Here is a 19,362-nt window from a genome sequence, read left to right on the forward strand (position 1 = left end):
AGAGAGAGTGGCGGCTATTTTAAGGCACGAGCAGGAAAAAGAGATTGCAATATTGACGCTAAAATAGCGCTAATGGAGAAAATCATTCTCTCGGAGTGGCGAATGTTAGATAAAACTGACCTGAAACTGCTGGCGTTGCTGCAACGCGATTGTACCCTGTCGCTGCAGGCATTAGCCGAGGCGGTCAACCTCACTACCACGCCCTGCTGGAAGCGTCTGAAAAAGCTTGAAGATGATGGCATTATTCGCGCTCGGGTGGCGTTGCTGGATGGCGAAAAAATCGGATTGTCACTGACGGCGTTTATGTTTGTGAAAACCCAGCAGCACAGTCGCGACTGGTATCAGGCGTTTGTCTCGGTGGTCAATAGCATGCCGGAAGTGATGGCCTTTTACCGGATGGCCGGTGAGTATGATTATCTGCTGCGCATCCAGGTGGCCGACATGAAAAGTTATGATGCTTTCTACAAGCGGTTAGTCAACGGCGTCCCAGGCCTGATTGATGTAACCTCCAGCTTCGCCATGGAAGAGATTAAATACACCACGGCCTTACCTGTCGCCCCATAAAGGCATGAGAGTGAGAACAGCGTTGTGCGATTATTCAGTCAATTAAGTTGGTATTTTCTGCGTGAGTGGCGGCGCTATCTGGGCGCGGTCACCCTTCTGATCATTATTGCCATTCTGCAACTGTTGCCGCCGCATGTGGTCGGGGTCATTGTCGATGGCGTGACGCAAAACAGCATGAGCATGAGCCGCATCATGCTGTGGATCGGCGTAATGCTGGCGACCGCGGTGGTGGTTTATCTGCTGCGCTACGTCTGGCGCGTGTTGCTGTTTGGTGCCTCTTACCAGCTGGCGGTCGAGTTGCGTGAAGATTTCTATCGCCAGCTGAGCCGTCAGCAACCCGCATTTTACCTGCGCCACCGTACCGGTGACCTGATTGCGCGCGCCACTAATGATGTCGATCGGGTGGTGTTTGCCGCCGGTGAAGGGGTGCTGACGCTGGTCGACTCACTGGTGATGGGCTGCGTTGTGCTGCTGGTGATGAGCACCCAAATCAGCTGGCAGCTGACGCTGCTTTCACTGGTACCGATGCCGATCATGGCGATCGTCATTCATCGCTACGGCAATCAGCTGCACCATCGCTTTAAGGTGGCGCAGGCCGCTTTCTCCAGCCTCAACGATCAGACGCAGGAGAGCCTGACCAGCATCCGGATGATCAAATCCTTTGGGCTGGAACAGCATCAGTCGCAGCAGTTCTCTGACATCGCCCGCGATACCGGTGAAAAGAACCTGCGGGTGGCGCGGGTGGATGCCCGTTTCGATCCCACTATCTATATCGCCATCGGTTTTTCAAATCTGCTGGCAATCGGCGGCGGCAGCTGGCTGGTCTGGCACGATCAGATGACGCTGGGTCAGCTCACCAGTTTTGTGATGTATCTTGGCCTGATGATCTGGCCGATGCTGGCGCTGGCGTGGATGTTTAACATCGTCGAGCGCGGCAGCGCCGCCTGGAGCCGTATCCGCGCGCTGCTGGCGGAAGCACCAGCGGTCGAAGATGGCGATAAAACCCTGCCGCCGGAACCGGGCAACCTGCAGGTAGCGATCCGTGAATTTCACTATCCGGCCAGTGCCGGTCCGGTGCTGAGTCAGGTCAGTTTCGAACTGAAACCTGGCGAAATGCTGGGGCTGTGCGGCCCGACCGGCAGCGGCAAAAGTACGCTGCTCAGCCTGATCCAGCGCCATTTTGATATCCAGCAGGGCGATATCCGCTATCACCAGATTCCGCTGCCACAGCTGCGGCTGGACAGCTGGCGCAGCCGGCTGGCGGTGGTCAGTCAGACCCCGTTTCTGTTTTCCGACAGCGTCGCCAGTAACATCGCGCTGGGAAAACCGGGGGCGACCCAGCAGGAAATTGAGCAGGCCGCCACGCTGGCCTGCGTTCACGAAGATATTCTGCGGCTGCCGCAGGGCTATGAAACCGAGGTCGGGGAGCGTGGCGTGATGCTGTCGGGCGGGCAGAAGCAGCGTATCTCGATTGCGCGCGCGCTGCTGCTGAACGCGGAAATCCTGGTGCTTGATGATGCGCTGTCGGCGGTAGATGGCCGTACCGAGCATGAAATACTGCACAATTTGCGCCAGTGGGGACGGGGCCGGACCCTGATCATCAGCGCCCACCGTTTATCGGCGCTGACGGAAGCCAGTGAAATTCTGGTGCTGCAGCATGGCACCATCGCGCAGCGTGGCGATCATGATACGCTGGCGGATCGCCCGGGCTGGTATCGCGACATGTACCGTTATCAGCAGCTGGAAGCCGCGCTGGATGACGATGAGAATGAGAAAGGAGTGCCGCATGGCTAAGTCTGCCCGCTTGTGGCCCACCCTGAAGCGCCTGTTAAGTTACGGCAAGCCGTGGCGGAAATCCCTGTCGCTGGCGGTGGGCATGTTATGGATTGCCGCCGCCGCCGAAGTGACCGGGCCGGTGCTGGTCAGTTACTTCATCGATAATCTGGTGGCGAAACATCAGATGCCGTGGGGGCTGGTTGCCGGGCTGGTGGTGAGTTTTATCCTGCTGCAGCTGCTGGCGGCCGCGCTGCACTACTGGCAGGCACTGCTGTTTAACCGCGCCGCCATTGGCGTAGTGCAGCGCTTGCGCAGCGACGTGATGAATGCCGCGCTGTGCCAGCCGCTCAGCGCCTTCGACACCCAGCCGGTCGGACAGATTATTTCGCGCGTCACCAATGACACCGAAGTGATCCGCGATCTCTACGTTACGGTGGTGGCGACGGTACTGCGCAGCGCGGCGCTGGTAGGTGCCATGATGGTAGCGATGTTCAGCCTCGACTGGCGTATGGCGCTGGTGGCGATGATGATCTTCCCGCTGGTGCTGGTGGTGATGCTGATTTACCAGCGTTACAGCACGCCCATTGCCCGCCGGGTTCGCAGCTATCTGGCCGACATCAATAACGGCTTCAACGAAGTAATCAGCGGCATGAGCGTGATCCAGCAGTTTCGTCAGCAGGCGCGTTTTGGCGAGCGGATGGGGGAGGCGAGTCGTTCGCACTATCTGGCGCGGATGGAAACGCTGCGGCTTGACGGTTTTCTGCTGCGGCCGTTGTTAAGCCTGTTTTCAGCCATGGTGCTGTGCGGATTGCTGATGCTGTTCAGTTTCTCGGTGCCCGGCGTGTTTGAAGTCGGGGTACTGTACGCCTTTATTACCTATCTGGGACGGCTGAATGAGCCGCTGATTGAGCTCACCACCCAGCAATCGATGTTGCAGCAGGCGGTGGTCTCGGGCGAGCGGATCTTCGAGCTGATGGATGCGGCGCAACAGCAGTATGGACCCGACGCACGGCCGCTGGCCTCCGGTCGTCTGACCCTGAAAAACCTCAGTTTTGCCTATCGCGAAGATCGTGACGTGCTCAGCGAGATCAATCTTGAGGTGCCGTCACGCAGTTTTGTGGCGCTGGTCGGGCATACCGGCAGCGGTAAAAGCACCCTGGCGAATCTGTTAATGGGTTACTACCCGATTACCCGCGGTGAGATTCGCATTGATGACCGTCCGATTGGTGAACTCAGCCATGCGGTGCTGCGGCGGGGGATCGCCATGGTGCAGCAGGATCCGGTGGTGCTGGCGGATACGCTACTGGCTAACGTCCGGCTCGGCCGCGACATCAGCGAACAGGCGGTCTGGACGGTGCTGGAGCAGGTGCAGCTGGCCCCTCTGGCGCGCGCATTGCCTGACGGCATTCACACCCGGCTCGGCGAGCAGGGCAACAATCTGTCAGTGGGTCAAAAGCAGCTGCTGGCGCTGGCGCGGGTTCTGGTCGATCTGCCGCAGGTGATGATCCTCGACGAGGCGACAGCCAATATCGACTCGGGCACCGAGCAGGCGATTCAGCAAACGCTGCGAACCCTTCGCCAGCACAGTACGCTGGTGGTGATTGCGCACCGACTCTCAACCATTACCGAAGCCGATAACATCCTGGTGCTGCATCGTGGCAGGGTGGTCGAGCAGGGGAATCACGCGCAATTACTGGCGCCGCAGGGCCGTTACTGGCAGATGTATCAGCTGCAGCAGGTAGGCGATGATCTGGCGACGGGCATCCCCTTAACAACCGCAGGCTGAGTTGCACCTTTTTTGCGCGGTTTTATCAGAATAATCTGTATAAATGCACGCCTTTGATGCCTGGCGCACCAAAGGAGTGCATTCGCTTTTCTGGCGGTGCGCCATTCTCTGCGCTGCTGACTGATCCCCGACAAAACACGCCTTGCCCCGTCTCGCCTCGTTGATTGATTCCACGGTTTTTTTATTTATGGCACAGGCTTTGCTTAGATCCCTGCGTGTCCGTGAGACTCACTCATTTAATCGCTGGAGGGGATCCAATGAAGCTGGTTACCGTCGTAATTAAGCCATTCAAGCTGGAGGATGTGCGTGAAGCGTTATCTTCTATCGGCATTCAGGGGCTGACCGTCTCCGAAGTAAAAGGTTTTGGTCGTCAGAAAGGCCATGCGGAGCTGTACCGTGGCGCAGAATACAGCGTGAACTTCCTGCCTAAAGTCAAAATTGACATCGCCATCGCTGACGATCAGTTAGACGAAGTGGTGGATGTCATCAGCAAAGCGGCTTACACCGGCAAAATTGGCGACGGTAAAATTTTCGTGGCTGAACTGCAGCGCGTCATTCGTATTCGTACCGGCGAGACCGACGAAGCCGCTCTGTAATTAAGACTCAGTACTGTGATGGGATGGAAAAAATGAATAAAGTTTTCGCTAAGTTGGGCCTCACCAGCCTGGCACTGTTACCATCGCTCGCGATGGCTGCACCTGCCGTTGCGGACAAGGCTGATAACGCATTTATGATGATTTGCACCGCGCTGGTGCTGTTTATGTCAATTCCAGGTATTGCGCTGTTTTACGGCGGATTGATTCGCGGCAAGAACGTTCTCTCGATGCTGACGCAGGTGGCGGTCACCTTCTCACTGGTCTGCGTATTGTGGATGGTTTACGGCTATTCACTGGCCTTCAGTGAAGGTAACGCCTTCTTTGGTGGCTTCGGCTGGGCGATGCTGAAAAACATCCAGCTGACCGCAGTAATGGGCAGCTTCTACCAGTATATCCACGTTGCCTTCCAGGCGTCGTTTGCCTGTATCACCGTCGGCCTGATTGTCGGTGCCATCGCTGAACGTATCCGCTTCTCTGCCGTGCTGATTTTTGTCGGCGTTTGGCTGACTCTGGCCTATCTGCCTATCGCACACATGGTGTGGGCGGGCGGCTTCCTGGCTCAGGATGGCGCGCTGGACTTCGCTGGCGGCACCGTGGTGCACATCAATGCCGCCGTTGCCGGACTGGTTGGTGCTTATCTGGTTGGCAAACGTGCTGGCTTCGGCAAAGAGGCGTTCAAACCGCATAATCTGCCTATGGTCTTCACCGGTACCGCCATCCTCTATGTCGGCTGGTTCGGTTTCAACGCCGGTTCTGCCTCGGCGGCTAACGAAATTGCGGCGCTGGCGTTCCTGAATACCGTTGTCGCCACTGCAGGCGCGGTGCTGTCATGGACCTTTGGTGAGTGGGCGGTACGCGGTAAACCTTCACTGCTGGGCGCCTGTTCTGGCTTTATTGCCGGCCTGGTGGCTATCACCCCAGCCTGTGGTTACGTCGGCGTCGGCGGGGCGTTGATTATTGGTCTGGTGGGTGGACTGGCCGGACTGTGGGGCGTCACCACTCTGAAGAAATGGCTGCGGGTGGACGATCCCTGCGATGTGTTTGGCGTGCACGGCGTCTGCGGCATCGTGGGCTGTATCCTGACCGGCGTCTTCGCCTCTTCTTCACTGGGCGGTGTCGGCTACGCAGAGGGCGTAACCATGGGCCATCAGGTGTGGGTGCAGCTGTTCAGCGTCGGCCTGACCATCGTCTGGTCTGGCGTAGTCGCCTTCATCGGCTTCAAACTGGCGGACATGATTGTCGGACTGCGCGTGCCGGAAGAGCATGAGCGTGAAGGACTGGACGTTAACAGCCACGGCGAGAACGCCTATAACCAGTAAGTTTGCATCGACAGTGTGAAATCGGGGGCGAGCGATCGCCCCTTTTTTTATTCGCTGCGCTGCCGCATTACCCCTTCCTGCACCGTCGACGCCACCAGCACGCCTTGCTGATTATAGAATTCGCCACGGACAAAACCGCGCGCGCCAGAAGCGGAGGTGCTGACCACGCTGTACAGCAGCCATTCGCTGAAGTCGAACGGGCGGTGGAACCACATCGAGTGATCGATGGTGGCGACTTGCATATCCGCCTCGAGGAAGCCTTTACCGTGCGGCTGCAGCGCCACCGGCAGGAAGTTAAGATCGGAGGCATAGCCCAGCAGATACTGATGGATGCGCAGATCGTCCGGCAGCGTGCCGTTGGCGCGGATCCATACCTGACGCTCAGGTTTATCGACGTGGCCCTTGAGCGGATTGTGCAGCTGCACCGGGCGAATCTCCAGCGGCCGTTCAGCGATAAACTTCTCGCGCAGTTTTTCCGGCAGCAGATGCGCCATTTTCTGCGCCATCACCTGCTCAGACAGCAGATTGTCAGGACCGGCAACCTCCGGCATGGCATTCTGATGTTCAAAGCCGCTTTCCGGTGCCTGGAATGAGGCGGTCATATAAAAAATTGGCTGACCGTTCTGAATGGCGCTGACCCGACGGGCGCTGAAGCTTTTGCCGTCACGCAGGGTTTCGACATCATAAATAATCGCCTTCTGGCTATCGCCGGGGCGCAGGAAGTAGCTGTGAAACGAGTGGATAATGCGATCTTCCGGCACCGTCTGCTTGGCCGCATACAGCGCCTGACCCACTACCTGACCGCCAAACACCTGGCGCAGCCCAAGATCTTCACTCTGGCCGCGGTATAACCCTTCTTCCAGTTTTTCCAGATTTAATAAATTCAGCAGATTTTGCAGTGCCTGGCTCATGGCGCATTCCTCAATATAGTGACCGGCTCAGTGTGAAAGATCCGACCAGTTTACGTCAATCAGACTTTCCTCTTTGCTGCGGCCAGGCAAAATCCCGATTTTGTGCCAGTATTAAGCACATACGGCGAGTGAAGCGCTGTACGCAGGATTCGCTGCCGAAATCATTTTGATCAAAAGGAGACGACATCAATGAAACTCTGGCATGTGTTCAGTGGGGTAGTTATGGCGGTTGCTGTTGCAGGATGCGCCGACAAAGGTAAACCGGTGCCAACGCCAACGTTAGGATCGGCAGTGGCAGGACAGCAGGCGGCGATTGCGCAGCCTAACGTCAGCGGTTCGGTCTATATTCGTCAGCGTATTGCGCTGCCGCCGGATGCGGTATTAACCGTTACGCTGTCTGACGCCTCCGTGGCGGATGCGCCATCGAAAGTGCTGTCGCAGCGCGTAGTGCGTACTGAAGGTAAACAGGCACCGTTCCAGTTCGTGCTGCCGTTTAACCCAGCCGACATTCAGCCGAATGCGCGTATTCTGCTGAGCGCCGCTATCTCTATCGACGGCAAACTGGCCTTTATTACTGAAGGCGTGAAGCCGGTGATCAACCAGGGCGGCACCAAAGCTGAACTGCTGCTGGTACCGGTACCGTCTATGGCGATGCCAACCCAGCCGGGTGCAGCCACCAGCGTACCCTCGACCTCACCGACTCAGGTGACGCCGTCGGCTGCGGTTCCAGCGCCTACCAGCATGTAATGCCTTGTGGGGCGACGCTGTCGCCCCTTTTTCGCTGCGTTTAAAAGCGCCAGCGGTAAGCCTCCAGATCAATGTGACCCTCATCACTCACCTCTATGCCTTCTGCCTCCAGTGCATCACGCTGACGAAACAGTCCGTCCCCCTGCAATGAGATCGCCCCATGACGGTTAACCACCCGATGCCAGGGCAGGGTGCTGCCTTGCGGTAACCGACTCAGCACGCCGCCAACCTGACGTGCGGCGCGCGGTGAACCGGCCAGCTGAGCGACGTCGCCATAGGTGGCTACGCGACCCGCTGGAATGGCAGCAACGATCTGCCAGATGCGTTGCTGAAAGCTGTCAGGTTGATCCATCTGCTTATCCGGTCAGGAAAAAGGCTTCAACTTTAGCACGCGTGGCGTCGGCCGACAGCGGGCAAAGCAGCGGTTGTTCAAGAAACCAACGGTCGTCCCGACTGCGCTTGCAATTGCCAGGGCCTTCCCCGATAATGCCTGCGCTCTCGTAATGAGGGCTTTTCAATGGGGGCCCTGTTGGTTCTCCCGCAATGCTAGCTTGTGAACTCGGTCAGGTCCGGAAGGAAGCAGCCGCAGCAGGTGACGCGTGTGCCGGGATGTAGCTGGCAGGGCCCCCACCCATTTCCCCCGCATAAAAAATCCCCCCATCAGATTGCAGACAGGCGAAACTCGCCTGAGGCCGATCCTTTGCCGGCAGGCGAGATGATGAAAAGCGAAGGTTGAGACAGTCGAACGAAAGGGCTGCGCGAATTAACGCACAAATTTCCACACCGAACCCGGGACTTTATCGTAGAGCTTGTTCATCGTCAGTTCAGCCAGGCGATGATCGGCTGCAGAGTAAAATACCGCTAACTCATCTTCAGGTAATTCATACTTATTTTTTTCAATGACCCTTTCAAGGGTATCGATTGAGCGACAGCGGCGCAGTCGCATCAAATAATCCGTTTTAGTCAGGTTTTTGTTCATAAATAAACCGTTCTCACGTCAGTACTTATAATGAATGGCTCGGTTGCTGGAGAAAAGCGCACTCTTCAGTGAACAGGTTAAATAAGCGTTTTGCTGAACGTTGCCATCGTTGCAGATCCTGAGTGTTGACACCGTAGTTGCTGAACAACATAAAGGTATCATCAAGATATTCATCGATTTGCGAAATCAGCGCTTCATCTTCAACGTGCTTAATTTTGTAATTCATGGTGAAAGAGGCGATATGCTCGATCAAATCATTGAGCTGTAAATTGCTTTCAGAAGTGGGATCATTAACCCAGCCGTGATGGCTATCGGTTAATGTTGCCATGCTCTCGTCAAACAGACTCTCACACAGGTATTTAAGCTGGGCAATATCATGCCGTTTCGGTGAGTATTCGTCCATCTTTTTCCCCTCCATAACTAGCACAGTTGCCGCAGGGCGGCGATATAGGGTTAAGCGGCCAGGAAGCGATTTATCAGGCAGTTATTAAACGGGATGCGTAAAATATAGTGTAAAACCATTAGTTCTGCTCACCTCCATTACTAAATATTACAATTCATCGCTGGGAGAGGGGCGCTGATTGGCGATCACATCAAACTCAAGCGCACCGGGCTCAATATGAAAGCTGACCCGGTCAGAATGGCTCACGGTTTCATTTAGATCCTGGCAGGGACTAAATACGTTCCAGTCAAAATCATAAAGTAACTTAAAACTATTCGGGCCCTGTTTTTCGACAGAAATAATTTTCAGACTGCCTGGAACTAACCGGGCGTTTTGAGAATACCACTGTAAATCGCCTACCAGTCCGGCTGATATTTTGAGAATATTCCGCTGAATAATCGCTGCTATTTTTTCGCAGTCCGTTTCGTCCTGCTCAATATCACATTCAATACGTGACAGCATACCTGATCCACTAATAACAGTTGATAAACCTATCATTGGTTTTCTGCAACCGCTTTGCAAGCCAGCCGTGGATGAAATTGTCTATTTCTGTCATTTACCGATCCCCGACGCCGCAAAACTGCCTGCTGGCAGGATTTGCCTCATCCATTACCCGAATAACCGTTATTTTTTGATACACATTGACTGCTGTTCACCGCAGTAGCATTCGGTAGAATAAATGTAATGTTATAACATTATGGGTATGGCGATGCAGCAGAGTGGACTTTTGATGTCACTGGCAGGACGACTGGCGGTGGCGATGATCCTGATTGCGTTACTGACGATGGCAATGTGGTGGGGTGTCAGTGAATGATTGCGTTTAATGCACTGCAGGTGGGGTACCAGGGGCAAGGAGTAACGCCAGCGATAACCGGCCGGCTAATGCCCGGCAGCATGACCGCGCTGGTGGGCGCAAACGGCAGCGGCAAATCGACGTTGCTGAAAACCATCGCCGGCTTATTACCGCCGGTGAAAGGCGAGTGCCGGTTGCAGGTGAGCCGCCGTGATACCGGCTGGCTGCCCCAGCGCAGCGAACTGGAAACCCGTTTTCCGCTGACGGTGTATGAACTGGTGTCGATTGGCTGCTGGCCGCGCTGCGGCTGGTTTGGTGGCATCAACCGGGCGCTGCGTCAGGAGATCTGGCAGGCGCTGGACGCGGTGCAGATGCGAGATTATGCCGATGCGCAACCGGTCACCTTATCTGGCGGCCAGCTACAGCGGGTGTTGTTTGCCCGGCTGATGCTACAGCGCAGTCGGTTATGGTTGCTGGATGAACCCTTTAACGGCATTGACAGCCAGACCGTCAGCTTACTGATGTCGATTCTCGAGCAGCAGCAGCGGGCGGGTACCACCTTGCTGGTGGTCCTGCACGATCGTCCTCTGGTCGCGCGTTACTTCAGCGATCTGCTGTCGCTGGATGATGGCACCTTCACGCATCGCCCCGTCAGGCGCTTTCCGTTACAGGAGGCTGCGCCGTGTCGCTGATTCAGCCTTTCTTTGAGTTTGGTTTCATGCGGCGTGCGCTGGTGGCCTGTATCGCGCTGGCGGTCAGCGCTACCCCGCTGGGGGTATTTCTCTCGCTACGTCGCATGAGCCTGATTGGTGATGCACTTTCGCATGCCGTATTACCCGGTGCTGCTATTGGTTACCTGATTTCCGGACTGTCGCTGGTGGCGATGGGCATTGGCGGGTTAATTGCCGGGCTGGCGGTGGCGCTGCTCTCCGGCGCGGTCAGTCGCTATACCCCGCTGAAAGAAGATGCCAGCTTCGCCGGTTTTTATCTGGGCTCGCTGGCGCTTGGCGTGACGCTGGTCTCACTGCGCGGTTCAAGCGTGGATCTGCTGCACGTATTGTTCGGATCGCTGCTGGCGGTTGATAACGGCGCGCTGCTGCTGGTCGGCGGCATTGCCGCCTTCACCCTGATCCTGCTGGCGATACTCTACCGGCCGCTGGTGATTGATGCTTTTGACGGTGACTTTCTGCGGGCGCAGGGCAGGTGGAGTGCGCCGCTGGTACATGGCCTGTTTCTGATGCTGGTGGTGCTCAATCTGGTGGCGGGTTTCCAGGTACTCGGCACGCTGATGTCGGTCGGATTAATGATGCTGCCCGCCGCCAGCGCCCGCTTCTGGAGTCGCCATCTCGCCGCCATGCTGGCGATTGCCATCCTGATGGCCGTGATCTCAGCTCTGGCTGGTCTGATGCTCTCCTGGCACTTTTCACTGCCGGCCGGGCCTGCCGTGGTGCTGAGCGCCGCGATGCTGTTTTTTGTTTCGATTCTGACAGGGCCGTGCGGTGGCATTTTGCGCCGCCATTAATCTTAAGGGGTATTGATGAAGAAATTACCGGTTAGTCTGGCGCTGGCTGCGCTATTTGTCGCGCCGTTGTCGATGGCAAAAACGGTCGATGTGGTCGCCAGTTTTACCGTGCTGGCGGACATTGTTAAACAGGTCGGCGGTGACCATGTGAAGGTTAAAAGCCTGGTCGGGCCGGATGGCGATCCGCACACCTTTGAACCGACGCCGCAGGACAGCCAGGCGCTGGCAAAAGCCGATCTGGTGTTTGTCAGTGGTTTAGGCCTGGAAGGGTGGATGGATCGGCTGGTCAGCGCGTCGGGTTATCGCGGCCAGCCGGTGGTCGCCTCAACCGGCATTATCACCCGGAGCATGGAGGAAGAGGGAAAAACCATCACTGATCCCCATGCCTGGAACAGCATGCAGAACGGCGTGATTTATGCGACTAACGTGATGAATGCGCTGGTAAAGGCTGATCCGGAGGATGCTGCGCAGATCCGCCAGCGCGGTGAAAACTATATTCAGCAATTGCAGGCGCTGGACCGCTGGGCAAAAACGGCTTTTGACAGCGTGCCCGCCAAACGACGCAAGGTGCTGACCAGCCACGATGCGTTTGGATATTTTGGTCAGCGATACGGCATCACGTTTCTTGCACCGGTCGGTTTTTCCACCGAAGCAGAGGCCAGCGCCAGTGAAGTCGGGCGTCTGATCACCCAACTGAAGCAGCAGCATATCCAGCGTTACTTCATTGAGAATCAGACCGATCCGCGGCTGGTGAAGCAGATTGCCAGCGCGACCGGCGCACAGCCCGGCGGTGAGCTTTATCCTGAAGCGCTGTCAACGGCGGCGGGTCCGGCACCTACCTATGAAGCGGCATTCAAACATAACGTCAACGCGATGCTGAAAAGCATGCAATAAACATAAAAAAGGCCGGGCATGCCCGGCCAGTCATCACGACACAAACTAGCGTTTTTTCTTTCTTCCCTGGACCGCTTTGAAGCGCGGATTGGTTTTGCAAATCACGTAAATACGGCCTTTGCGACGCACCACTTTGCAATCCCGGTGGCGCTTTTTTGCTGAACGCAGCGAGCTTAATACCTGCATCGTCCTCTCCCTTACTTATGACCCAGGAAGCGACCAAAACGCTGGTTGAAGCGTGCGGTGCTGCCCTCTTTGGCGAAATCTTTCTGTTTACCGGTATAAAACACGTGCGAGGCTGAAGAGACATCAAGCGTCACGTAAGGCAGGGTTTCGCCTTCGAATTCCACGGTACGGTCGGTGCGGATAGTCGAACCGATTTTGAACCAGACGTCAGCCGAAGTGTCGTGAAACACCACGTGGCGATACTCAGGATGAATAGCGGTTTTCATAATACTGCCTCTTTTGTAATGTTATAATGTAACAATATTATGCGCCGGCTCTGTTGAGATTGCAACCACCGGGAAGAGCGGAGCTAAAAGTGAGGGCAGGGAAGCGCAGAGCCGGCAGTCATACTCCTGGCAGAGTCAGCGCGACCCGTCAGACAGTAAGCAGCAGCAGGTAACAGGCAGCAGAAAGGCCAGCGCAACCCGCCAGCACGACCCGTCAGTGAGGGAACGACAGCAGGCAGCAGAAAGACCAGCGCGGCCCGTCAGTGAGGGAACGACAGCAGGCAGCAGAATGACCAGCGCGGCCTGTCAGTAAAGAACAGCAGCATCATCGCGCCCGCCAACCAGCAGCCGCCATAAAAAAAGGCCGCTTGCGCGGCCTTTTATATTGTCAGTCAGATGTTAGTGCGTCTGGTTGTGTTCAACCGGATGACCTTTTTCGATCTCCGCTTTGTTCTTACCGAAGCGGCGACGCACCACCACGAAGAACACCGGAACGAAGAAGATAGCCAGCGCGGTTGCGGTAACCATACCGCCCATTACGCCGGTACCAACGGCGTTCTGCGCACCAGAACCGGCTCCGGTACTGATCGCCAGCGGCAGTACCCCGAGAATAAACGCCAGTGACGTCATCAGGATAGGACGCAGACGCATACGACAGGCTTCCAGCGTCGCTTCAACCAGCCCTTTGCCCTCTTTCTCCATCAAATCTTTGGCAAATTCGACGATCAGAATGGCGTTCTTCGCCGAGAGGCCAATGGTTGTCAGTAACCCCACCACGAAGTAGACGTCGTTACTTAAACCACGCAGCGTGGTGAAGATCAGCGCACCCACCACCCCGAGCGGTACCACCAGCATCACGGAGAACGGAATCGACCAGCTCTCATACAACGCGGCGAGACAGAGGAAGACCACAATCAGCGAGATTGCATACAGCGCCGGCGCCTGGTTGCCTGACAGACGTTCCTGATAAGACATCCCGGTCCAGTCATAACCGATACCGGCAGGCAGTTTTGCTGCCAGCTCTTCCATCAGGTCCATTGCCGCACCGGAGCTTTTACCCGGCGCAGCCTGTCCGAGGATCTCCATCGCAGGCAGACCGTTGTAACGCTCAAGACGCGGTGAACCGTACTGCCATTTCGCCGATGAGAAGGCCGAGAAGGGCACCATGGTTCCGCTGCCGTTGCGGACATACCACTTACCAATGTCGTCCGGCAGCATACGCGAGTCTGCCTGACCCATAACGTACACCTTCTTCACACGACCGCGGTCGATGAAGTCGTTGACGTATGAGCCACCCCACGAGGCCGCCAGCGTGGTATTGATATCGCTTAACGATACCCCCAGCGCCTGTGCTTTCTCCTGGTCGACGATCAGCTTGTACTGCGGCGTATCTTCCAGTCCGTTCGGACGGACGCCCACCAGCGTATCGGGATGCTGAGCGATCATGCCGAACAGCTGGTTACGCGCCTGGGTTAATTTTTCGTGACCCAGGTTAGCCTGATCGATCAGTTCAAAGTCGAAGCCGGTGGCATTACCCAGTTCGATAATCGCTGGCAGGTTAAATGGAATCACCATCGCATCTTTGATCGCGCCCAGCGCCTGCATGGCACGGCCCGCAATCGCCGGCACCTTCAGATCGCTGCTGCTACGTTCATCCCACGGCTTGAGGCTGACGAAGGCGATACCGGTATTCTGTCCACGACCGGCAAAGCCAAAGCCGTTAACGGTAAATACCGACTTAACCGAGTCTTTCTCTTTGGTCAGGAAGTAGTCGGTCACCTGGTCCAGCACTTTCTGGGTACGTTCCTGGGTTGCGCCAGCAGGCAACTGCGCCTGTGCCAGCAGCAGACCCTGGTCCTCTTCAGGTAAGAATGAAGAAGGTAAACGCAGGAACAGAAACGCCATGCCGACCACGATGACCAGATAGATCACCAGATAACGGCCAGTGCTGCGAATGATGTGGCCAACGCTGTCGACGTAATGGTTGGTGCTCTTGTCGAACAGACGGTTGAACCAGCCGAAGAAACCGGTGGTTTTACCGTGATCGCCTTTTTTCACCGGCTTCAGCAAGGTGGCACAGAGGGCTGGCGTCAGGATCAACGCCACCAGCACGGACAGCGCCATCGCCGAAACGATAGTAATGGAGAACTGACGGTAGATTACCCCGGTCGATCCGCCAAAGAATGCCATCGGGATAAATACCGCCGACAGCACCAGGGCGATACCGACCAGCGCACCCTGAATCTGCTCCATCGAACGTCGGGTCGCTTCTTTTGGCGGCAGTCCCTCTTCCGCCATCACACGCTCAACGTTCTCGACCACCACGATGGCGTCATCCACCAACAGACCGATGGCCAGCACCATCCCGAACATCGTCAGGGTGTTGATCGAATAACCAAAGGCGCTGATAACCGCAAAGGTCCCTAACAGCACCACCGGCACGGCAATCGTTGGGATCAGCGTGGCGCGGAAGTTCTGCAGGAACAGATACATCACCAGGAACACCAGCACGATCGCTTCTAACAGCGTTTTCACCACTTCGAAGATAGAGATCTTAACGAATGGCGTGGTGTCGTACGGATAAACCACTTTCAGACCGGCAGGGAAAGAGGACTGCAGTTTTCCCAGCTCCGCTTTCACCGCATTTGCGGTATCCAGCGCATTGGCGCCGGTCGCCAGTTTAATACCGATACCGGAGGCCGGTTTGCCGTTATAACGGGCGATGATCTCGTAGTTTTCAGCGCCGAGTTCAATTTTCGCCACGTCACGCAGACGCACCTGCGAGCCATCCTCATTCACTTTGAGCAGGATTTTGCCGAACTCATCGGTAGAGGTCAGACGGGTCTGCGCAATGATAGAGGCGTTCAGCTGCTGTCCCGGCACCGGCGGCGTACCGCCTAACTGACCGGCAGCAACCTGGGCGTTCTGAGTATTCAGCGCGCTGATGACGTCAACCGGCGTCAGGTTGTAGTTATTCAGCTTGTGCGGATCCATCCAGATACGCATCGCATACTGCGCACCAAACACCTGAGTGTCACCGACGCCAGGCGTACGGCTCAGCGGGTCTTTGATGTTAGATGAAACAAAGTCAGAAATATCATTCTGAGTCATGTTGTCATCGTCACTGATGAAGCCAGCGACCATCAGGAAGCTGCTGGAGGATTTTTTAACCTGAATCCCCTGCTGTTGCACTTCCTGCGGCAGCAGCGGCATCGCCAGTTGCAGTTTGTTCTGCACCTGAACCTGCGCGATATCCGCATCGGTACCTGACTCAAACGAAATGGTCAGCGTCAGCGTACCGGATGAGTCACTGCTCGAGGACATATACATCAGTCCATCGATACCGTTCATGTTTTGTTCGATGACCTGGGTCACCGAATCCTGCAGTGTTTTCGCATCCGCACCTGGGTAGGTGGCCTGAATCTCAATCGCCGGCGGCGCAACATTAGGATATTGCTCGATCGGAAGTTTGAGAATCGATAGCGCACCAGCCAACATGATGATGATGGCGAGCACCCACGCAAAGATGGGGCGATCGATAAAGAACTTAGCCATGAATCAACGGCTCCTGTTATGACGATGACTTATCAGATGGCGACTTTGAATCGGGTGCAGCTTTAGCATCGTCTGAGACTTCTTGTGGGGTGACCTGCGCGCCAGGTTTAGCACGTTGCAGACCAGTACTGATCACACGTTCACCCGCTTTCACGCCGTCGGTCACTAACCACTTATCGCCAATCGCTTGTGCGGCCGTAACGGTACGCGCTTCCACTTTATTGTCTGCACCGACCACCATCACGGTTGCCTGACCGGTTGGGGTACGGGTTACCGCCTGTTGCGGAACCAGCAGCGCATTAGGGTTGGTGCCTTCATCCAGACGCGCACGCACGAACATGCCCGGTAACAGCGCATGGTTCGGGTTCGGGAAGATCGCGCGCAGGGTGATAGAGCCGGTGGTTTCATCGACGGTGACGTCAGAGAATTCCAGCGTACCTGGCTGAGAGTAAGTGCTGCCGTTCTGCATCAGCAGCGTCACGTTGGCTTTACCGTCGTTCTGCTTCAGCTGACCGGATTCCAGTTCGGAACGTAAGCGCATGAAATCTTCGCTCGACTGGGTAACGTCAACGTACATCGGGTCAAGTTGCTGCACGGTGGCCAGCGCGGTGGTTTGCGCGCTCTGCACCAGCGCACCTTCGGTGACCGATGATTTGCCGATGCGGCCGCTGATCGGCGAGGTGACTTTGGTATAAGCCAGATTGATACGTGCGGTTTCGACATTAGCCTTAGCTACCTGAACTGCGGCTGCGTTCTGCGCGGCCGTAGCGACGGCGGTGTCATAGTCCTGCTGACTGATATATTTGGTGCCAAGCAGCGGCTTGTAACGTTTTACGGTCAGCTGCGCAATGCGGGCATTAGCTTCTGCCTGCACCAGATCGCCTTTTGCACTGTCATAGGCGGCCTGATAGGTGGCTGGATCGATCTGATAAAGCGACTGACCCGCTTTGACATCACTGCCTTCAATAAAATTACGCTTCAGAATGATACCGGAAACCTGAGGGCGCACTTCGGCCACACGAAATGCAGAGGTACGGCCAGGTAATTCGGTGGAAATTTTCAATGGCTCGGTTTTTAACGTGACTACGCCCACTTCTGGCGCCTGTTGTTGGGCGGCTTGTTCGGATTTATTGTTATCACATCCTGTTAACAAAAAGCTGCCTGATAGCATCAGGACGGCCGCCAGAGGCGATAATCCTCTGATTTTATTCATAAATAAACCTCTAGTGTCCGATATCAATTGATCAATGGATCACAATCCGAAGAACCCATTGCTGCGTCAAATCGCGGGTCATGCTATGGTACATACATTCATAAATGTATGTAAACTTACCCGTCTGTAAAAAAAGTCCCTTATGGCACGAAAAACCAAAGCACAAGCACTTGAAACGCGGCACCAAATTCTTGATGCCGCCATCGTCCTGTTCTCGCAACAGGGCGTTTCTGCCACTTCACTGGCGGATATTGCTGCGGCGGCCAGCGTCACGCGGGGGGCCATCTACTGGCATTTCAAAAATAAAGCCGATGTTCTGCATGAAATCTGGCTTCGTTGTGATGCCGGGCTGGATGACGTGGAACTTGAGTATCAGACAAAATACCCGGGCGATCCACTATCTGTTTTACGCGCCATGTTGGTCTATATCTTTGACGCAACAGCAAACGATCCACAACGCCGCGCTTTAATGGAGATCATTTTCCATAAATGCGAATTTGTTGGCGAAATGGCGGCGCTAAAGAATATCCAGCAAAGTTTACTGCTCGAATGCTACGACAAAATAGAAGATGTTCTCCGTCAGTGTATCGAAGCGGAACAGCTTCCAGGCAGCCTTAACACCCGTCAGGCCGCGCTGATTATGCGCGGTTACGTTAACGGCATGATGGAAAGCTGGTTATTTACGCCGGAAAGCTTTGATTTAGCCAGCGATGCGCCGGCGCTGGTCGACGCTTTTATCGATATGCTGCGTCTCAGCCCGACCCTGACTGCCCGCAGCTAAGCTGGCGGCAGGCGATCGCGTTTATTTTCGAAATCGCGCTGCACCATCGCCAGCGCAGATAATACTGTCTCCACCGGCAGCTGATGCTCTTCCAGCAACTGAATTAAATCGACCGCCAGTTTAACGTCATCCGGGGCATTCTCCAGCGACATCTCGCCTCCTATATACGCAGTTTTGCTGCCACCAGCAGCATTAACAGAGAACCGGCAATCGCCATGCCTAACGCGCCGATATGCAGCGTCGCCAGGCTACCCAGTTCAAAATAGCTGGCAATATAGCCGCCAATCAGTGCGCCAATCATCGACAGCGTCAGGGTCGCGAACAGACCGCCGGGTCGGCCCGGCATCACGATGCGCTTAAGCAACCCTAACAGCAATCCACTGAGTAGCCAGATGAATAAACCCATTATTCTCCTCCGTACCGAACCCTATCGAGTATAGAAGCGCTTTTTTACCGCTGCGCTTTATTCCTCTTGCTGGCCGCCGCGCAGCGATAATCCCCACTCTACCGAACGAATCGCCTGTCGGCAGCGTGCCAGACGGCCTTCTAACGTCTCCAGATCGTGTTTCAGCTGGCGCTGCACCGCCAGGGTTTCTGCCAGCGCCAGCCGCTGTTCACGCTGATCGATCATCGCCAGCAGGCGTCGCTCATATTCACGATACTCCTGATATTTCGCGGCGCGTGGGTTGCTCAGCGGCTTTTCCCGGCGGGTGCGCAGCTGTTGCGTGCTCGCTTCACGTTGCAGCGCGGCAATTTGATCGACCAGCCGCTCAGCCAGCCAGGCGCTGCGGTCCGGATCGCTGTTGCTGTCGCACAGCCGGGTGAAGTTCTGTTCCACCTCCGCCAGATAATCGGCGAGGCGGGTGCCTTTGCTGCGAAACAGCTGGCTGTCGAAGCGGGGCAGCCGGCACTGTCCGTCGGGGTGTGCCGCAATATCCTGACGCAGCGTAATAAGGAGGTGCTGCAGACGCTGCTGGGCGGAGATCGGGCTCATGGCGTCAGGCTCAGTTGTGCTAACGTAAGGGGATCAGG

At 56.0% G+C, this 19,362-nt stretch carries 22 protein-coding genes and 1 other RNA gene; 11 read left to right on the plus strand and 12 right to left on the minus strand.

The annotated features are described in order from the left end of the window. Positions 1–102 precede the first annotated feature (102 nt). The 5 genes from AC6I8I_RS04520 to amtB all read left to right on the plus strand — a co-directional run bounded on the left by AC6I8I_RS04520 (position 103) and on the right by amtB (position 6,041). On the plus strand, positions 103–564 hold the full coding sequence (locus AC6I8I_RS04520) for an Lrp/AsnC family transcriptional regulator (RefSeq protein ID WP_031374666.1): 462 nt from the start codon (positions 103–105) through the stop codon (positions 562–564). 24 nt (positions 565–588) lie between these two features. Next, the gene (locus AC6I8I_RS04525) at positions 589–2,358 is read left to right on the plus strand and encodes a SmdA family multidrug ABC transporter permease/ATP-binding protein (protein ID WP_312053420.1); all 1,770 of its coding nucleotides are present in this window, start codon (positions 589–591) and stop codon (positions 2,356–2,358) included. Beyond that, positions 2,351–4,126, plus strand: coding sequence for a SmdB family multidrug efflux ABC transporter permease/ATP-binding protein (locus AC6I8I_RS04530; protein WP_497828364.1), 1,776 nt, complete (start codon positions 2,351–2,353; stop codon positions 4,124–4,126). The genes AC6I8I_RS04525 and AC6I8I_RS04530 overlap by 8 nt, the downstream gene beginning before the upstream one ends. 257 nt (positions 4,127–4,383) lie before the next feature. Then, complete coding sequence (glnK, locus tag AC6I8I_RS04535) at positions 4,384–4,722, plus strand: P-II family nitrogen regulator (protein WP_003850469.1); 339 nt, start codon at positions 4,384–4,386, stop codon at positions 4,720–4,722. Positions 4,723–4,754: 32 nt separating this feature from the next. Further along, positions 4,755–6,041, plus strand: coding sequence for an ammonium transporter AmtB (gene amtB / locus AC6I8I_RS04540; RefSeq protein ID WP_069727946.1), 1,287 nt, complete (start codon positions 4,755–4,757; stop codon positions 6,039–6,041). 47 nt (positions 6,042–6,088) lie between these two features. Here the strand turns inward: amtB and tesB are convergent, their stop codons facing one another. Then, positions 6,089–6,952: an acyl-CoA thioesterase II gene (tesB, locus tag AC6I8I_RS04545; RefSeq protein ID WP_031374662.1), complete on the minus strand. Its 864-nt coding sequence runs from the start codon at positions 6,950–6,952 to the stop codon at positions 6,089–6,091. 189 nt (positions 6,953–7,141) lie between these two features. Between tesB and AC6I8I_RS04550 the strand changes: the two genes are divergently transcribed. Next, positions 7,142–7,699, plus strand: a complete 558-nt coding sequence (locus AC6I8I_RS04550) for a YbaY family lipoprotein (protein WP_312053425.1) — start codon at positions 7,142–7,144, stop codon at positions 7,697–7,699. 40 nt (positions 7,700–7,739) lie between these two features. On the opposite strand, the gene AC6I8I_RS04555 is transcribed toward AC6I8I_RS04550, so the two are convergent. Next, positions 7,740–8,051 (minus strand): MGMT family protein, encoded by a 312-nt coding sequence (locus AC6I8I_RS04555; protein ID WP_312053427.1) that lies wholly within the window; start codon positions 8,049–8,051, stop codon positions 7,740–7,742. Between the two features lie 175 nt (positions 8,052–8,226). Here AC6I8I_RS04555 and ffs point away from each other — a divergent pair. After that, positions 8,227–8,323, plus strand: an RNA gene (gene ffs / locus AC6I8I_RS04560) — signal recognition particle sRNA small type. A gap of 139 nt (positions 8,324–8,462) precedes the next feature. Here ffs and hha read toward each other — a convergent pair. The 3 genes from hha to AC6I8I_RS04575 all read right to left on the minus strand — a co-directional run bounded on the left by hha (position 8,463) and on the right by AC6I8I_RS04575 (position 9,582). Continuing rightward, positions 8,463–8,678 (minus strand): hemolysin expression-modulating protein Hha, encoded by a 216-nt coding sequence (gene hha, locus AC6I8I_RS04565; protein WP_031374659.1) that lies wholly within the window; start codon positions 8,676–8,678, stop codon positions 8,463–8,465. A 25-nt stretch (positions 8,679–8,703) separates the two neighbouring features. Beyond that, the gene (gene tomB, locus AC6I8I_RS04570; protein ID WP_031374658.1) at positions 8,704–9,081 is read right to left on the minus strand and encodes an Hha toxicity modulator TomB; all 378 of its coding nucleotides are present in this window, start codon (positions 9,079–9,081) and stop codon (positions 8,704–8,706) included. Between the two features lie 147 nt (positions 9,082–9,228). Continuing rightward, positions 9,229–9,582, minus strand: coding sequence for a hypothetical protein (locus AC6I8I_RS04575; protein ID WP_312053430.1), 354 nt, complete (start codon positions 9,580–9,582; stop codon positions 9,229–9,231). Between the two features lie 348 nt (positions 9,583–9,930). Here AC6I8I_RS04575 and AC6I8I_RS04580 point away from each other — a divergent pair, with 348 nt between their 5' ends. The 3 genes from AC6I8I_RS04580 to AC6I8I_RS04590 are packed head-to-tail and all read left to right on the plus strand — an operon-like array spanning position 9,931 to position 12,329. After that, a complete protein-coding gene (locus AC6I8I_RS04580) occupies positions 9,931–10,605 on the plus strand; it encodes a metal ABC transporter ATP-binding protein (RefSeq protein ID WP_312053433.1) in 675 nt (224 codons plus the stop codon). Then, on the plus strand, positions 10,596–11,435 hold the full coding sequence (locus tag AC6I8I_RS04585; protein ID WP_312758264.1) for a metal ABC transporter permease: 840 nt from the start codon (positions 10,596–10,598) through the stop codon (positions 11,433–11,435). The genes AC6I8I_RS04580 and AC6I8I_RS04585 overlap by 10 nt, the downstream gene beginning before the upstream one ends. Before the next feature lie 15 nt (positions 11,436–11,450). Next, positions 11,451–12,329, plus strand: a complete 879-nt coding sequence (locus tag AC6I8I_RS04590; RefSeq protein WP_497819702.1) for a metal ABC transporter substrate-binding protein — start codon at positions 11,451–11,453, stop codon at positions 12,327–12,329. Between the two features lie 45 nt (positions 12,330–12,374). Here the strand turns inward: AC6I8I_RS04590 and ykgO are convergent, their stop codons facing one another. From ykgO to AC6I8I_RS04610, 4 genes are all read right to left on the minus strand, one after another. Continuing rightward, positions 12,375–12,515: a type B 50S ribosomal protein L36 gene (gene ykgO / locus AC6I8I_RS04595; RefSeq protein ID WP_031374653.1), complete on the minus strand. Its 141-nt coding sequence runs from the start codon at positions 12,513–12,515 to the stop codon at positions 12,375–12,377. Positions 12,516–12,526: 11 nt separating this feature from the next. After that, a complete protein-coding gene (locus tag AC6I8I_RS04600) occupies positions 12,527–12,781 on the minus strand; it encodes a type B 50S ribosomal protein L31 (RefSeq protein ID WP_031374652.1) in 255 nt (84 codons plus the stop codon). A 399-nt stretch (positions 12,782–13,180) separates the two neighbouring features. After that, on the minus strand, positions 13,181–16,336 hold the full coding sequence (locus AC6I8I_RS04605; RefSeq protein ID WP_312053437.1) for an efflux RND transporter permease subunit: 3,156 nt from the start codon (positions 16,334–16,336) through the stop codon (positions 13,181–13,183). Positions 16,337–16,352: 16 nt separating this feature from the next. Further along, complete coding sequence (locus AC6I8I_RS04610) at positions 16,353–17,549, minus strand: efflux RND transporter periplasmic adaptor subunit (RefSeq protein ID WP_497828365.1); 1,197 nt, start codon at positions 17,547–17,549, stop codon at positions 16,353–16,355. Between the two features lie 142 nt (positions 17,550–17,691). Here AC6I8I_RS04610 and acrR point away from each other — a divergent pair, with 142 nt between their 5' ends. Further along, positions 17,692–18,330 carry a multidrug efflux transporter transcriptional repressor AcrR gene (acrR, locus tag AC6I8I_RS04615; RefSeq protein WP_312758260.1) on the plus strand — a complete coding sequence of 213 codons (639 nt, stop codon included), beginning with the start codon at positions 17,692–17,694 and terminating at the stop codon, positions 18,328–18,330. Here acrR and rsmS read toward each other — a convergent pair. The 3 genes from rsmS to priC are packed head-to-tail and all read right to left on the minus strand — an operon-like array spanning position 18,327 to position 19,324. Beyond that, positions 18,327–18,482 carry a pleiotropic regulatory protein RsmS gene (gene rsmS / locus AC6I8I_RS04620; protein ID WP_312758259.1) on the minus strand — a complete coding sequence of 52 codons (156 nt, stop codon included), beginning with the start codon at positions 18,480–18,482 and terminating at the stop codon, positions 18,327–18,329. The two genes, acrR and rsmS, sit on opposite strands and share 4 nt — an antisense overlap. Before the next feature lie 8 nt (positions 18,483–18,490). Then, the gene (locus AC6I8I_RS04625; RefSeq protein ID WP_312758258.1) at positions 18,491–18,736 is read right to left on the minus strand and encodes a GlsB/YeaQ/YmgE family stress response membrane protein; all 246 of its coding nucleotides are present in this window, start codon (positions 18,734–18,736) and stop codon (positions 18,491–18,493) included. Between the two features lie 57 nt (positions 18,737–18,793). Then, on the minus strand, positions 18,794–19,324 hold the full coding sequence (priC, locus tag AC6I8I_RS04630; RefSeq protein ID WP_497819705.1) for a primosomal replication protein PriC: 531 nt from the start codon (positions 19,322–19,324) through the stop codon (positions 18,794–18,796). Between the last annotated feature and the right edge of the window lie 38 nt (positions 19,325–19,362).

Source organism: Pantoea sp. X-Soil-YNGN-775 (genome assembly GCF_059730575.1).

Excerpts from the sequence above, each read along its gene's own strand:
- AC6I8I_RS04520 (WP_031374666.1), top strand. The coding sequence starts at position 103 with ATGTTAGATAAAACTGACCTGAAACTGCTGGCGTTGCTGCAACGCGAT.
- AC6I8I_RS04530 (WP_497828364.1), top strand. The coding sequence starts at position 2,351 with ATGGCTAAGTCTGCCCGCTTGTGGCCCACCCTGAAGCGCCTGTTAAGT.
- glnK (WP_003850469.1), top strand. The coding sequence starts at position 4,384 with ATGAAGCTGGTTACCGTCGTAATTAAGCCATTCAAGCTGGAGGATGTG.
- amtB (WP_069727946.1), top strand. The coding sequence starts at position 4,755 with ATGAATAAAGTTTTCGCTAAGTTGGGCCTCACCAGCCTGGCACTGTTA.
- tesB (WP_031374662.1), bottom strand. The coding sequence starts at position 6,952 with ATGAGCCAGGCACTGCAAAATCTGCTGAATTTATTAAATCTGGAAAAA.
- AC6I8I_RS04550 (WP_312053425.1), top strand. The coding sequence starts at position 7,142 with ATGAAACTCTGGCATGTGTTCAGTGGGGTAGTTATGGCGGTTGCTGTT.
- AC6I8I_RS04555 (WP_312053427.1), bottom strand. The coding sequence starts at position 8,051 with ATGGATCAACCTGACAGCTTTCAGCAACGCATCTGGCAGATCGTTGCT.
- hha (WP_031374659.1), bottom strand. The coding sequence starts at position 8,678 with ATGAACAAAAACCTGACTAAAACGGATTATTTGATGCGACTGCGCCGC.
- tomB (WP_031374658.1), bottom strand. The coding sequence starts at position 9,081 with ATGGACGAATACTCACCGAAACGGCATGATATTGCCCAGCTTAAATAC.
- AC6I8I_RS04575 (WP_312053430.1), bottom strand. The coding sequence starts at position 9,582 with ATGCTGTCACGTATTGAATGTGATATTGAGCAGGACGAAACGGACTGC.
- AC6I8I_RS04580 (WP_312053433.1), top strand. The coding sequence starts at position 9,931 with ATGATTGCGTTTAATGCACTGCAGGTGGGGTACCAGGGGCAAGGAGTA.
- AC6I8I_RS04590 (WP_497819702.1), top strand. The coding sequence starts at position 11,451 with ATGAAGAAATTACCGGTTAGTCTGGCGCTGGCTGCGCTATTTGTCGCG.
- ykgO (WP_031374653.1), bottom strand. The coding sequence starts at position 12,515 with ATGCAGGTATTAAGCTCGCTGCGTTCAGCAAAAAAGCGCCACCGGGAT.
- AC6I8I_RS04600 (WP_031374652.1), bottom strand. The coding sequence starts at position 12,781 with ATGAAAACCGCTATTCATCCTGAGTATCGCCACGTGGTGTTTCACGAC.
- AC6I8I_RS04605 (WP_312053437.1), bottom strand. The coding sequence starts at position 16,336 with ATGGCTAAGTTCTTTATCGATCGCCCCATCTTTGCGTGGGTGCTCGCC.
- AC6I8I_RS04610 (WP_497828365.1), bottom strand. The coding sequence starts at position 17,549 with ATGAATAAAATCAGAGGATTATCGCCTCTGGCGGCCGTCCTGATGCTA.
- acrR (WP_312758260.1), top strand. The coding sequence starts at position 17,692 with ATGGCACGAAAAACCAAAGCACAAGCACTTGAAACGCGGCACCAAATT.
- rsmS (WP_312758259.1), bottom strand. The coding sequence starts at position 18,482 with ATGTCGCTGGAGAATGCCCCGGATGACGTTAAACTGGCGGTCGATTTA.
- AC6I8I_RS04625 (WP_312758258.1), bottom strand. The coding sequence starts at position 18,736 with ATGGGTTTATTCATCTGGCTACTCAGTGGATTGCTGTTAGGGTTGCTT.
- priC (WP_497819705.1), bottom strand. The coding sequence starts at position 19,324 with ATGAGCCCGATCTCCGCCCAGCAGCGTCTGCAGCACCTCCTTATTACG.